Origin of the sequence: Pelodictyon phaeoclathratiforme BU-1 (genome assembly GCF_000020645.1) — a bacterium.
Lineage (GTDB): Bacteria > Bacteroidota > Chlorobiia > Chlorobiales > Chlorobiaceae > Chlorobium > Chlorobium phaeoclathratiforme.
The window spans coordinates 262003-275902 of the sequence record NC_011060.1; the positions used below are offsets into that span (position 1 = coordinate 262003).

The following is a 13900-nucleotide window of genomic DNA, read 5'->3' on the forward strand; positions in this document are numbered from 1 at the left end:
GAATGGATCCCTATGATGAAAGACAGGTGTATGAAAATATGCCATAGAAACAGCATCTTTGACGATTTAAGCAAGAATAAACTGAAGCGATAACAAGATGTAAAAAAATGAGATGCAGCTTTTAATAGCCTCGTCAAGGGTCTTTATCAGCTTCGAAAGCTACCGAACAAAGGCATTATTATATCGTAGCAATCTTAACCTTCCTACTGTATTATGAAGTATTATGGTTTCACTGCAACCCACTAAATTATGCGGAGAGCCAAAAAAAAAGTTTATTTGATAGGGGAAAGTATTGAATGCAAAACGTGAACGCTGACCCCCCTGATAATCAAACATCTTTTAAAAGAAGTATAATGCCAAATCGAACAAAAGTTTTTATTAGCTATAGCCGTCAGGATAAACGTTGGTTAACTGAAGTAAAAAAATACTTGAAGCCACTTGTTAGAAATGGATTGGAACTATGGCACGACAATTGTATCGAACCTGGCGATAGATGGGAAGAAAAAATTGAGCAGGCCTTATATCAAACAAAAGTTGCAATTCTTCTTATAACCCAAGATTTCTTTAATTCAGATTATATAGAAGCCAAGGAACTTTCGCTGCTTTTACGTGCGGCTAAAAATAACGAGGTGACTATTATTCCGTTGTATCTAACGGACACTTTCTCCACTAATGAAGAATTATCGCGTATTCAAGGAATCAATGATCCTAAATTTTCACTTGATAAATTAGTTGAATCTGAGCAAAAAACTGTTTTGGTAAGTTTGAGTGAACAGATTAGAAATCTATTTAGTAACTCAACACAGATTGGTTTTGGTTCTTGGGAAGAGCAACGAAAACCCGAAAGGAATTCAGAACCTGTTCGCGTGGCGCTTATTGCAGTTAATTCTCCTACGCATCATTCACTCTGGAATGCATTAAGCGTTGGGCTCTCCGCATAATTTAGTGGGTTGCAGTGAAACCATAATACTTCATAATACAGTAGGAAGGTTAAGATTGCTACGATATAATAATGCCTTTGTTCGGTAGCTTTCGAAGCTGATAAAGACCCTTGACGAGGCTATTAAAAGCTGCATCTCATTTTTTTACATCTTGTTATCGCTTCAGTTTATTCTTGCTTAAATCGTCAAAGATGCTGTTTCTATGGCATATTTTCATACACCTGTCTTTCATCATAGGGATCCATTCTGACTCATTCGATGAATCAATATTACACCTTACAAACTCTTTCTTACTCTATTCCCATTAAAATCCGCGAATAGCCAAGCGTTGAAGTGTTATCCGGAGATTTGCGGGGGTATTTCGGAGCCAAGGTTTCAGTTGTTGTACAAAGGGTCGATCGTGATCGAGACATTTCTTCTTGCATCAAGGAGATACAAAATCATAAGCCTGATATTATTGGATTCTCTATAGGTCTTGGCTCATTGGAACTTGCAGAATCGCTTTACAAACAGTGTTCAGACATTCAACTTTGCGGAGATCAAGCGCCGAAACTTGTACTTGGGAATAAAATCCCGTCTTATTACCCAAAAGATTGCATAGATCGATTTCCTAAAGCTGCTGTTGTTGTTGGAGAAGGAGAATTGGCTCTACGTGACTTGGTAGAAGTGGTACGTGGGAACATTTTAATTAAAAAGGTATCCAATCTCGTCTATAAATTAGATAATGGTGTTTTGGAGCAAAACAAGTCAGAAGAGGCTCCTGACCTTAAAGATCTTGATTACCCACCGTCGGTAGATACAGTTCCTGAAATCGTAAAGCGAGGAGGAAACGCACTTGTCCAAGCAAGTCGTGGATGTCCTTGGTCCCAATGTGCTTATTGTACAATATTTTCTTTTCGTGGGGGCAAGCGTTGGGAGTCCTTTTCGAACGAGAGAATTATAGCAAATATAGAATTGCTTGTAGCTCAAGGGATTACCGAAATTGAATTTGCCGATGATGAATTTCTTGGCGGTCGAACTTCAGTAAGGATTAGGCGTTGTAATATTTTGGTAGAAGCATTTCGAAAAATACGTGAACGTGTTAAAGATTTTTCTTTTCGGATTTTTCTTGAGCCGTCTACAATTTATCGAAGTAATGATATTAGTGGTAATGAAGATATTAGAAAATTGCTTCAAGAGCTCAAGTCTGTCGGACTTGAAAGAGTATATATTGGAGTTGAAAGCGGTTCGAATAAACAGCTGGAGAGATATAAACGCGATGGTAGACTTGATGTTATAAAAGGAGCCATCAAAGTTCTGACAGATATTGGTATAGATATGGATGCTGGTTTTATAATGTTTGACACTTTTGCCACATTGGAAGAACTTCAAGACAATATAGTATTGTTTCGTTCCTTACCAAAAGGTTCGAATACTTGGCCTTTTCGACCCCTTGCCATCAATGAGGGGTCTGATTACCTGAAGGATTGTATTAAATGGAACGTGAAGCTTACAAAGAATCTCTCTTACATGAGTTATACCTGTGATTACTTTGATCCAAGTGTTCGACTTATTGCGCAAACAATAGACGCTGTTAGCTTACATACTCGCACTCTTTTCTACGCATTAAAACGTGGTAGTACAATGTACTATTCTGATAAGAAAAGAACGGATTCGATACGATTTTGCCAAGAATACGTTAACAGAAATAGTGATATATATATCGATTTATTAGAAGAATTGGTGTTTTCTGCTCAAAAAGGAATTTTGGATACTGCCAATTTAATAATCGAGGCGGAAGAAAAACTTAAAAAACTTGTTGCTGAGGTAAAGAAAAGCGTTAAAGATGTCTTGATAGATGACCCTGACTATTTTCTTCATGATGAAATAACTCGTATAGAGTCGTTACATGTTTTGATTGATGTACCACCAGTAGCAACATTTTCTGCAAGTTCTTTACGTAGAATCGTTATCGTAGATCTTGATCATACACTTTTTGATTCTACTGCAGTACGTCGAAAGTGTGCCGAACAAGCCATTAAAGAATTGGGACTCTCAGAAAAAATAGAAAATGAAGCACTTGATCTTTACTGTCGATGTATTTATGATAACTATGCCGACTATGAACTAAACAAATTTCCAGATTTTCGTGTTGTATGGAATACAGCGGAGTCATACAGGGTTTTATTGGCTCTCATTGAATTGGGTATTCATCCTCAAAACTATCAAAAAGAATCTGAAAGCCAGGGCTTTTATTTAAGATTGAGGGGTATGATTGATGATATTTATCAACAATATTCTAGCAAAATTAAAAAGGCACAAGATATTTTCTGGAAAACACCTATGGTTCTATATGATTATGCAATAGAATTTTTAGATAATTTAAAAAATGATTCTCAATATAATTTAATTCTCGCGTCGGAAGGTGATAATATATGTCAGGGTAGTAAAATTAAATATTTAGGATTAGATAAATATTTCGATAGTGATCATGTAAAAATCACGGGGAAGGCGTTAGCTGCAACTTCGCTAAAAGTAATGGCTGAAAGAGCTTATAAGGAGATTCAAAAAAAGATTTATATTTCGCGCAAGTCTATGTTTGAATTAAATATAACAAATACAGAAAACGATAATTTGAAGAATGAAATCATAGCCAAGGTGAAATGGTACTATAAAATCTTGGAAGTAATCGACTGGATTGTTTTATATGCACTTTCTGTATACACTAAAAATAGAATAGTTGATCGGCTTAGTGTTTTAGAAATTGCAAATAGTCAGATCGAGATGCCTGGTGATAAGGTTCAGGTTCTTATGATTGGAGATAGATGGAGCGATATGGAGCCATATACGCATCTGTGTAGGCAACTTCATACAGTCCAGATTAGGCAAGGGCCATATATGAATGAAACCATCGGAAAAGCTGATTATTGTGCAATAAACCTCCAAGAGATAGGTGTGTATCTATCAAAATCTGATACATGGGTAAAAATATTACCTATGGATATCGAAAATCTACCAGAAAAGGGTATGATTGATATGGATAAAAATATTTCTAGGGAACTCAAAACACTTTCGCGTACAAAAAATTTGAAAGCTGTCAGGTCTCTTGCTGGAGAAATATGTCGCATGCTTAATATTAAATAAATAGAGGGAGCTTAGAATGGGTGAATGGAAATGGAATAGTAGTTGCGAGATATATCGTAGCCCGTGGATTCGATTACGAGAGGATAGCGTACTTCGGCCAGATGGAAAACCGGGGACTTATGACGTCGTTGAAATGAAAGGTGGAGTAGGGATTGTTGCGTATCGTGGCAATACCCATATTTGTCTTGTCGGGCAGTATCGCTATGCTCCTGCTTGCTATTCATGGGAAATTCCGAAAGGCGCTTTTGAGGGTTTCGGAATGACAGAGGACCCTTTGGAGACAGCAAAACGGGAGTTAAAAGAAGAGACCGGTCTATATGGAGGGCGGTGGACTTCTCTTGTTTCTCTACACACACTAATGGGTTCAACAAACGATCTGGTACATCTTTTTACAGTAGAGGATCTAACCGAAGGTCCTACGGAAATGGAGGCGACTGAAGATATTACGGTTCGTTATGTAACGCTTTCGGAATTTGACCAAATGGTTTTTGATGGCTTAATTACGGATGCTACCAGTATCGCCGCTGTGGCAATTGCTCAGAAAAACTCGATCAGGTAATTCTTGATCTCATTCCGACACCAGTAAGATGATTGATTGGGAGTATAACGATTCTACGGATGGCAATGCGTGCCGTGAGCATCACCAGTTGCGCCAGTGGCCGCCTTGCCTTGTCAATGTTTCCAAGCTTCTCTTTATCTGGTAAATGCAACTGTTGACAATTTTCAATAGAAATGCGCCATGTAGTTTCCATAGATATAGAATTGTTGATATGACAACAAGAAAATAACAGACGAAGCTAGGAATTAGCTCAAACCCTAAGACATCTATTCTATTGATTTCACCTTTTATTCTGAGCGATATACTCAACAAAATAATTGCTGGAAATGCCGCAGTATACAAAAACCAAATCCATTTCGAAAAAAGTGGATACTTTTCAAGGTAAGATTTACCCTCCCTTGTAAATACTCGTGTTCCGCCATACCTTCCGCTCAATACGTCTTCCAAGTGATGGATATAGTCATATTGACGTTCAATTTGAACTACTATTTGAAAATACTTAGAAGATGCACCAAATAGCAATAGCCATAGCAGTGCTCCAAACAGATTAGAACCCTTATCGACGATAACGCCAACTTTATTATTTATGATTTGGGTTAAAGCTCCATTTACAAGTGCAGTTGATGTGACCTGCAAAGAGAAAAATGCAAGAATGATCAGTAGAGCATAAAATAGGATGTCGCGCTGTTTTATGCTGGCAAGATGAATTTCATAGGTATCTTTGTAATGTGAGCAAAGATTATTGAACTCTGCTTCTCCCAGAGATTTTCCGTCGTTATTTAGCTGCATCGTTCAGTGTCTTGATTATTGACTATAGGGAGACGATGTTATTTCTGCATCTTGGACTGCGGGATTGTTTACAGAACACTCATCCTGATCTATTTTATGTCTAACGTTCAACAAGCCCGAGGATTGCTGCGAGCTTCTCGGCGATGGCAACGAATGCTTGGTCTTGCTCGGGAGCGGGTAAGCTTGATAATGGTTTCTCAGGTGGATGTGCCGACTGGAATTCACTGATCGGGCTTTGCCTGTATGAAGAGGAGCGGACAGGAATCCAAAAGATCGTCACGCCATCAGATTCAGCCGCCTGAAGCATTTTCGGTAACTCGCTGTTTGTAATGAAGTCGGAGTTCAAGAAGTTTTCTGATACGAGAAGTACGGCCACCTTCGCCCGATGAAGTGCTTCTTGGATACTTCTGCGCCATTTCTGCCCGGGCTGTATGTTCTGGTCACTCCAGATCTCAACGCCATGGTTGCGTTCGAGCCACGAAAGGTGAACGCGTAGCATCTGTAACCAGTGGTCACCGTCGTTATGAGCGTAGCTGATGAAGATCCCCTGGCGTGGAACGCGCCTATGCCAGACCTGGAGGATACGCATCAGAAGTGTGTTATAGCCAGCTTCGGTTGCGATGTCAGTGTAGCTGGCGCCGTGGTTTACAGGTGGCATTTGATCCCTGTGGTAGTGTCCGAGACCGATCAGAATGAATTTCTCTGGTCGTTCGGACGACTCTCGATTGATCGCATACCAGTCCCACCAGCGAAAGGGAACGTCGTGTTGCCGATCGATTCTGGTAGTTTCGTTCAGTTGAGACCAGTCAGACCATTCGCCATTGAACATACGGTGCGCGGGATCCGAGTAGGCATACTCGGGCGTGCAAAAGAGCAATACTGAATCGGCTTCTGCGATCTGCTGAGCCGACCAAGCAAGCCAAGGATCCTGAGGATTGCCAGGTATTGGCTGTGGCTGAGAAAAGCCGTGGAGACCATCGCGAAAGTAGATATCAAGTCTGACATCTACACCATCGTTGCGTAAACGATCGGCGAGTTCTCTCACTCTGGGATTAGGCACGCGACCCCACCGGTTCTGTACCGGATCGAATTCGTCGATCCAACTATAACTGATGAATACTACTGCCATCGCTTCTCTCCTTTATCTCTTTACAGTGCCTGGACTGTCTTTCTAAACCCTATATTATAATCAGATTGATCTGCCTAAACTGCGGATTTTTGAATTGTAACCCACATAACGCACCGTATGTGCACGATTCAAAACAGCGCGACTCTTATATGCGAAAAGCAGTTAAGAAAATTAAATTGAGTTTATTTCTGCTTCTTGTATGGATCAGCATAAAGGCACTCACGACGCCCTCTTTTGCAGATCAAGAACCAAGACAATGTACGCATGGATTTGAATTATTCTTCGGTTGACAGCGTGTTTTTTTAACCTATTGATGAATGAACTTGACATTGTTGAATATTCCGGCAAAATTGTACCACCATTTTCTGGCTTGATTTGCTGTTGGAAGCTACATAAAATTTGCGGCTAACGCCATGATAATGGTATTCCAACCCTCTTTTCATGCCCATTATTAATTGAACCCCGTCCAACTAAAGGCAAAATCTCGTATTATACAGGCTGTAGTTCAAAAAACGACAGCTTCCATTCGTTATCGTTACCGTAACTACTGAAATTGCAACCAGTTCAAGGTGCCCCACAGCACAATATCGGTCATAAATCAGCCTTGTCATTATGCTTCCAACCGTAAAGGATATTTGCCAGCTCAATGAAGGAGCGCTGGAGATAAGAATCAGCGACAGTATCGAGCGAATCGACAATGACTCTATTGACGCTGCGGCTGGCCAGCTCTTCCTCAAGCACTCTTACCTGACCAACGGGATGAAAGAGTTGGTGAATGAGGGGTTTAAGCGGCTTTCTGGCTCTTCAGGTGGTCGGCCTGTTTTCCGATTGAAGCAGGCAATGGGTGGAGGAAAGACCCATCTGATCAAAACGATGGCGTTTCTTGCTCGCCACCCGAAGCTCCGCACGGAATTTTTTCCTGAAACTTCCTCCCGTTATGCATTTGGCGCGGCTCAAGTGGCCTTTTTCAATGGTCGTGAGCAGCCTAATGATTATTTCTGGGGGAGAATTGCGGCGCAGCTTGGCTCTGAAGGTTTTTTTAAAGCGGGGACAGAGTCACCGGGGCAGGAGCACTGGCAGGCTTTGTTTGACAACATAGAGGCTCCGGTTCTCATTTTGCTGGATGAAATGCCGACGTACTTTGGCTATTATCGCACGCAGGCTGTCGGCAGCGGGACGGTTGCGGATATTGCAGGGAGAGCCTTTGCCAACCTGCTTACGGCTTCGAGCGGCAAAAAGAACATCTGTATCATTGTTTCCGATCTGGAAGCCAGTTACGCCGAAGGCACCCAAATTATCAATGCTGCGCTTGAATCATCTCGTAAAGAGCTGAATCGAATAGAGTTCAATATTACCCCGGTTGATCTGTCGGGGGATGAAACCTACGCAATTCTCAAAAAAAGGTTGTTTTCCCGGCTGCCGGATAACGCACAAATTGCCCATATCGCTGAAAGTTTCGGCAAGGCAATAGAGCAGGCGCAGCGCTCAAAAACCATTGAGCAACAGAAATCGCCGGAGCAACTCGCCTCTGAAGTGGAGCAGACCTATCCGTTTCACCCTCAGATGAAACACATTTTTGCCCTCTTCAAGGAAAACAAGGAGTTTCAGCAGACGCGTGGCCTGTTGGAGCTTGCCTCACGGCTGTTAAAGTCGGTCTGGGAACGGAAAGAAAACGATGTCATGCTTATCGGCCCGCAGCACTTTGATCTTTCCATTGATGAGGTGAGAGAGAAAATCATCTCCATCTCACGACTCGACGATGCGGTTGCAAGGGATATCTACTCTTCCGATGGCAGCGCCCATGCTCAAACCATTGATGCAAATGCAGGCAACGACGCTGCGGCTCAGGTTGCCAATCTGCTTCTTGTTTCAAGCCTCTCAACGGCGGTCAATCCGGTTAAAGGCCTTACCCTCTCGGAAACCCTTGAATGCCTCGCCACCCCGAATGCTGATCTGAGTTTTTACCAGCAGGCCTGTGAAAACCTTACAAAATCAAGCTGGTATCTCCATAAATCAGCCGAAGGTCGCATCTATTTTGACAAGCTCGAAAACCTCACCAAGATGCTTACCGGTCTTGCTGCACGAGCGCCTGAACCCAAAGTTTCAGAGCTGATTGCACATCGTCTGCGAGAGGCATTCGAACCAAAAAGCAAAAGAGCCTATCAAAAAGTGCTGGCCCTGCCAAGTATTGATGAAATTGAAAAGGAGGTACAGGTAAACCGCGTCCTCGCAATCATTTCGCCAGATTCAAAATTGCCACCGGAAGAGGTTGGCAAGCTTTTTTCAACGCTTGTACGAAAAAACAATCTGCTGGTGCTCACCGGCGAAAAATCGTTTGAGGTTGGCAAATTGCATGAAGCTGCCCGTCAGGTCTATGCTGTCGGCCAGGCGAATACTACGGGGAAAGTAAAGAAAGGAGACCCGCAATGGGAGGAATTTGAAGATCTTAAAGCGAGCTATGAACATCAGTTCAACAGTGTTGTCAAGTCACTCTTTGACAAGCTCCTTTTTCCTTCGCAACGCCCAGGGCTGGAGCCAAAACTTGAGGCCCGACCGCTGGAGCATACCGGAAATACAACGGATGGTGAAAACCAGATTATTGCAACACTCACCAAAGATCCGGTCAAGCTTTACGTTGATTGGGTGGAGAGTACAAAGTTCAGTGGTGTCCGCAGCCGTATCGAGCGCCTCTTTGAAAATCAGGATGAAGTGGCATGGTCAGATATCAGGGATCGGGCGCAATCCAACTGCTCCATGTATTTTCTTGTGCCCGGCGATCTGGAGAGAATCAAACAGCGGGCTATCACTGAGGCTCTTTGGGAAGACCTGCAAAATGGGTGGATCTCAAAAAAACCAAAACCCAAGGTCTCCGGCGTTCAGGTTCTTCCCCTGGGGCAAATGAATGATGCCGGAAAAATAATGCTGGAGGTGACCGTTCTTAACTCCAATCCTGAAACGACCCATGTTCACTATGCAGAAAATGGAGAGGTTTCGACCGAGAGCCCAAAGCTCAATGACCGGAAGCTGGTAACAGATGCCTTGACCGTGGCATTTCTGGCGGTTGATTATTCGGGAAAAACTGAGACAGGTCAGCCGAAAATTTGGAAAAATGAGCTGAAAATACAGTGGGAGATAACCCCTGAAATTGGAAAGGTACGCACCGTACGTATTCCGGTGCTTCCAAGAGCTGACACTATTCGATATACTCTTGATGGTTCAGAACCCCGGAATGGCAGAGAGTACACTGGGCCCTTTGAAGTTGATAACCAACCCCGCCGGCTTTTGATTTTTGCTGAAGCGAGCGGCCTTGAGAAAAAAGCAGATTACCAGATCGTTTCTGGTGATCCTGGAAGCGGGCGCGGTGTTGCAAAGGAGCCGCCTCTCACGCTGCCCGTACTTTTTCCGGTTTCAAACGGTGTGACACTGAATTCGAGAGAGCTTGTTTTTTCGGCGCTCAACAAGGCAAGTGAGCGAAACGTTGTTTTTGATGAAGTGCAGATCAGTGTGCAACATGGCCAAGCGGCTGGCAGGCTCGACAGAATGGGGCAACCCATTTCAGGCGAAAAGCTGCTGCATCTTTTGAGCGCGGTCATTGATGACTTTTCGCCGACCGCTTCTCTGACGATCCATTTCCGAAATGCCCGTTTTCAGACAGGGCAGGATATGATTGATTTTGCGCAAAAAATCGGGCATCACTACAAAAGCAGCGAATGGCAGGAGGCGTGATGACAAACAGCAACTTGATTGGCCTCGACCCCTCGGCAAAAAAGAGATACCTTGGCTTTGGGGCGCCCTCAGCTTATGGCTCCCATGTTTTCAGGGTTATCGTTCCCGCTGGCATGACCGGTAATATTATTGTTCAGGAAGATTACGGTTATCTCGCTGGTATCAACGGAACGCCCGACTTTGAAATTCGTGCCATGCTTCCCCGTTCAAAATGGAAGCTCGTTGCAGAGACGGCCAAACGCGACTTCAACGCCCGGCTTCGCTCCAAAAAAGTATCAATTTCAACATGGAAACCCCAGGACAATTACCTTGACCGTATGCTTGGCAAAGAGCTTTGTGTGCTTGTCTGGGCCGTTGAACATGCTGCAAATGACGATGAGATAGAGGTTATCTGCCGAAAATGGAGAGCGTTGCGACCCGAAGAACGGTGGTGGCTCTACACGGTGACTGCCGCAGAAGGTGGATTGGCTGAAGATTCCGGCAGGGGGTGGCGCAAGGCTTTGTATCTGGCGCTTTCGGATGGCCAAGCCCAGCCAAAACCAAAGAAAAAAGTTCCTGAAAATGATCCCCGTTCCATCGGTCTTTTTGATTCATTGAGCAATGATTGAGCAATATGTCGAGTGCAGTTATACCCTTCAGCCTTAAAGAGGCACCGGCCTTGATTGAAACGCTCTTGCCAGTGCAGCGCCTCTCCGTTGATATTTATAAAGAGCGTATGGCCGGTTCAGGGCAAACGCTCACGGCACTTGGTTCATACTGGAAAGGGCGAAAACCCCTTGTGCTTGGCCGTGCCTGTGTTTTAGGCGCACTGCTGCCTGCTACAGAAAACCCGAAAGAAGATCTTGAAATTTTTGAGCTGCTGATGGGGATGGATGACCTCTCCGTCTCGAAGCGCAGGGGGCTGCCATCCGCAAAACTTGCCGTTGAAACGCTTGAGATTGAGGATATCGAGGAGCATGTACGGGTAACGCCGGAAGGTCAGCTCCCGATGTCAGCCCCTTTCAGGATTGAAGATTACCAATACTACGACAAGCACGGTTTTGCCAAGTACGCAAAGGTACACTGGCGCAGTGATGTGAACCCTGACGAGTTGCACCGCGTGTGTCTGCCGCTTCTCCCGAAAGAGTCCTACAAAGAGCGCATCGGCAATGCAAAGCGGGCAGAGGAGATGTTTGATAACCTCCATACCCATATCTGGAGCCGTGTCAATCAGCATCTTGGCACGGTGGCATCATCGTTTCCTGAGCTGGTCGAACAGCTTGGCATTATGCGTTTTGGCCATCGCCCTCGTGTGGCCGATACCTTTTGCGGATCAGGCCAGATTCCCTTTGAAGCGGCCCGTCTCGGCTGTGATGTCTATGCCTCTGACCTCAACCCGGTTGCCTGTATGCTGACCTGGGGCGCCTTCAATATTGTTGGCGCCAGTGCAGAAGAGCGTGAACAGATTGATGATGAACAGGTTGCTCTTGCGGCGAAAGTCAAGGAAGAGATTGATGCTCTTGGAATTGAAACTGATGGCAACGGTTGGCGGGGGAAGGTCTATCTCTATTGCCTTGAGGTGACTTGTCCAACCTCTGGCTGGAAAGTGCCTGTTTTGCCAACGCTGGTTGTGAGCAAAGGAAAGAGAGTCATCGCGAAATTGCTCCCGGATAAGGTTAACAAACGCTATGATATTGCGCTTGAATATGATGTTACTGCTGAAGAGTTGATACATCCTGAAAGTCGGATAAAGCGCACACATTAACTAAAAAAGATCGCCACCTGAGCACTATTTCAAAAAAAGTTGTGTTTTTTCCGGAGAAGTTGTGTTTTTTTTAGAAAAACCGCGCTTTTTTCTTGCTTTTTAACGTGTACGTATGTATAATAAGGAAAACACTTTAAAAAGGAGAATACCCCGTGTCTAAACCAGTAACTGGAAAAACTCACGTTGGCGAACGGCGTGAAAGGCGCCCGAATGGCGATATTTACATCTATGAGCGGGTTACAGGCTATAATGAACGAACCAGAAAGACCTATACCGTCAGTCAGAAGCTCCAAGGGAAAATCAAGTCGGGAACACAGGAGATAATCCCTACACGCCCGAAAAAAAGCAAAAATGAAGGGGGCTTGGTTGGTGCGCTACGCAGGCACAGTGGCCTCACGGATCTTCTGGAGTGGGTCGGTAAAGCCTCCGGCATTGACGATGACGTGCGTTCTTCGTTCAGCGAGGGCGACGCTGCCAAGATTCTCTCTATTGCGCGTTACTGGATCGGTTCCGGCGGAAACACCTTGCCACGCCTTGAGGGTTGGCAGGTAATGCACTCCCTTCCCTACAGCGAAGTTATCACTGAAGACGTTTACAGTGACTTGTTCAAATGTGTCGGGTGCGACGAAGACCGCGTGCAGCGCTACTTCTCCTTCCGGGCGGATCGCCTGGGCAAGGCACCTGTGCTGGCGTTTGATTCGACCACGATATCGACCTACTCCGAGAACCAGTCGGAAGCACGGCATGGGTTCAATAAGGATGGTGACGGACTGAAAACCATCAAGCTTCTAACCTTGTATTCCGTAAAGGAACGCGAGCCGTTAGCATTCGCCAAGCAGCCTGGCAATGTTCCGGACGTCATATCCATTGAGAACACCCTGAAGCAACTCAAGTGCTTTAACCTTGAGAAACCCTTGATCGTTACCGATAACGGCTACTACAGTGAGGGGAACATGATGAAATTCGCCTTGCGCAACATGAAATTCCTTACTCTGGTTGACCCCAATATCACTTGGGTTCGCGAGACGGTGGATGCGCTTCGGGAGACGCTGGCGGGCATGTCGAGCACTTGCCAGTTTGATCCGTCGGTTTGCGGCGCCACGGCGATGAGAATGCACGAGTTCGGTCGAGTGCGCCAACTGTCGCGAAACGGCAAGCTGAGCGGAGAAGAAGAGAGGTTCGTGCGCCGCCTTTATGTCCATGTCTTCTATTCCCCTAACAGCGACACCAAGAAGCAGCTCGACTTCCGCAAGGAGCTGTTTGAACTCAAAGCTCAAGTAGAAGATGGGGTGATGGAGTTCACGAAATCTGCGCAACGAAAAATCGAGCGATATCTGATCTGCTCAAAAAAGGGGCGTGGTGGACAATTGAGGGTCGGTTTCAACGACAAGGCCATTGTCGAAGCGACGAAATACTTCGGCTATTTTGCGCTCGTCAGCAATCAGGCCATGAAGACCTTCACAGCGTTGGCAGACTATCGATTGCGTGAAAAAATAGAGGAGATCTTCGCCGTGGTGAAGGGAGGCCTTGATGGAGCAAGGCCGCGCACATGGCATCCAGACAACCTGCGGGGAAGGCAATTCGTACAGTTTGTGTCACTGGGGTATCATTGCTTCCTGACCAAGAAAATCAAGGAAATGCGGGCAGAGCTTGGAAAGAACGGAAGCGAAAAAACCAAAGCACTTGTCAATCTCGAAAAAAAATTGGAACAGTGGCTTGAGCAACGATCTCTCGCTCAGATTCTGGATTGGTTCGATTGCATTGAGACGACTCAAGTACGAACTGTCATGGGCAACTACCGCTGGTCTACTGAATCCGTAGCCAGAGATCGGCTGTTCCTGAAATATCTGGGAGTGACCTCATGATAGTGTGCGCTTTATCCTACTTTC

The 13900-nt window shown here is 44.9% G+C and carries 9 protein-coding genes; 7 read left to right on the forward strand and 2 right to left on the reverse strand.

What is annotated here, in order from left to right; translation table 11 throughout:
• Nucleotides 1–353 precede the first annotated feature (353 nt).
• The 3 genes from PPHA_RS01365 to PPHA_RS01375 all read left to right on the forward strand — a co-directional run bounded on the left by PPHA_RS01365 (nucleotide 354) and on the right by PPHA_RS01375 (nucleotide 4623).
• Nucleotides 354–941 (forward strand): toll/interleukin-1 receptor domain-containing protein, encoded by a 588-nt coding sequence (locus PPHA_RS01365; protein ID WP_012507100.1) that lies wholly within the window; start codon nucleotides 354–356, stop codon nucleotides 939–941.
• Between the two features lie 333 nt (nucleotides 942–1274).
• Nucleotides 1275–4064 carry a B12-binding domain-containing radical SAM protein gene (locus PPHA_RS01370; protein WP_012507101.1) on the forward strand — a complete coding sequence of 930 codons (2790 nt, stop codon included), beginning with the start codon at nucleotides 1275–1277 and terminating at the stop codon, nucleotides 4062–4064.
• Nucleotides 4065–4080: 16 nt separating this feature from the next.
• Entirely contained in the window at nucleotides 4081–4623 is a 543-nt protein-coding gene (locus tag PPHA_RS01375; RefSeq protein WP_012507102.1) for an NUDIX domain-containing protein, read from the forward strand.
• 81 nt (nucleotides 4624–4704) lie between these two features.
• Here the strand turns inward: PPHA_RS01375 and PPHA_RS01380 are convergent, their stop codons facing one another.
• Both PPHA_RS01380 and PPHA_RS14425 read right to left on the reverse strand, forming a co-directional pair.
• Nucleotides 4705–5412: a hypothetical protein gene (locus PPHA_RS01380; RefSeq protein ID WP_012507103.1), complete on the reverse strand. Its 708-nt coding sequence runs from the start codon at nucleotides 5410–5412 to the stop codon at nucleotides 4705–4707.
• Between the two features lie 100 nt (nucleotides 5413–5512).
• A complete protein-coding gene (locus PPHA_RS14425) occupies nucleotides 5513–6541 on the reverse strand; it encodes a toll/interleukin-1 receptor domain-containing protein (RefSeq protein ID WP_012507104.1) in 1029 nt (342 codons plus the stop codon).
• A 612-nt stretch (nucleotides 6542–7153) separates the two neighbouring features.
• On the opposite strand from PPHA_RS14425, the gene PPHA_RS01390 reads away from it, so the two are divergent.
• The 4 genes from PPHA_RS01390 to PPHA_RS01405 all read left to right on the forward strand — a co-directional run bounded on the left by PPHA_RS01390 (nucleotide 7154) and on the right by PPHA_RS01405 (nucleotide 13876).
• Entirely contained in the window at nucleotides 7154–10267 is a 3114-nt protein-coding gene (locus PPHA_RS01390; RefSeq protein ID WP_012507105.1) for an anti-phage-associated DUF499 domain-containing protein, read from the forward strand.
• Nucleotides 10267–10875: an anti-phage-associated DUF3780 domain-containing protein gene (locus PPHA_RS01395; RefSeq protein ID WP_012507106.1), complete on the forward strand. Its 609-nt coding sequence runs from the start codon at nucleotides 10267–10269 to the stop codon at nucleotides 10873–10875. Before PPHA_RS01390 ends, PPHA_RS01395 begins: the two co-directional genes overlap by 1 nt.
• Nucleotides 10876–10880: 5 nt before the next feature.
• Nucleotides 10881–12011, forward strand: a complete 1131-nt coding sequence (locus PPHA_RS16130; RefSeq protein WP_049759870.1) for a DUF1156 domain-containing protein — start codon at nucleotides 10881–10883, stop codon at nucleotides 12009–12011.
• 152 nt (nucleotides 12012–12163) lie between these two features.
• Nucleotides 12164–13876: an IS1634 family transposase gene (locus PPHA_RS01405; RefSeq protein ID WP_012507107.1), complete on the forward strand. Its 1713-nt coding sequence runs from the start codon at nucleotides 12164–12166 to the stop codon at nucleotides 13874–13876.
• The last annotated feature ends 24 nt before the right edge of the window (nucleotides 13877–13900 follow it).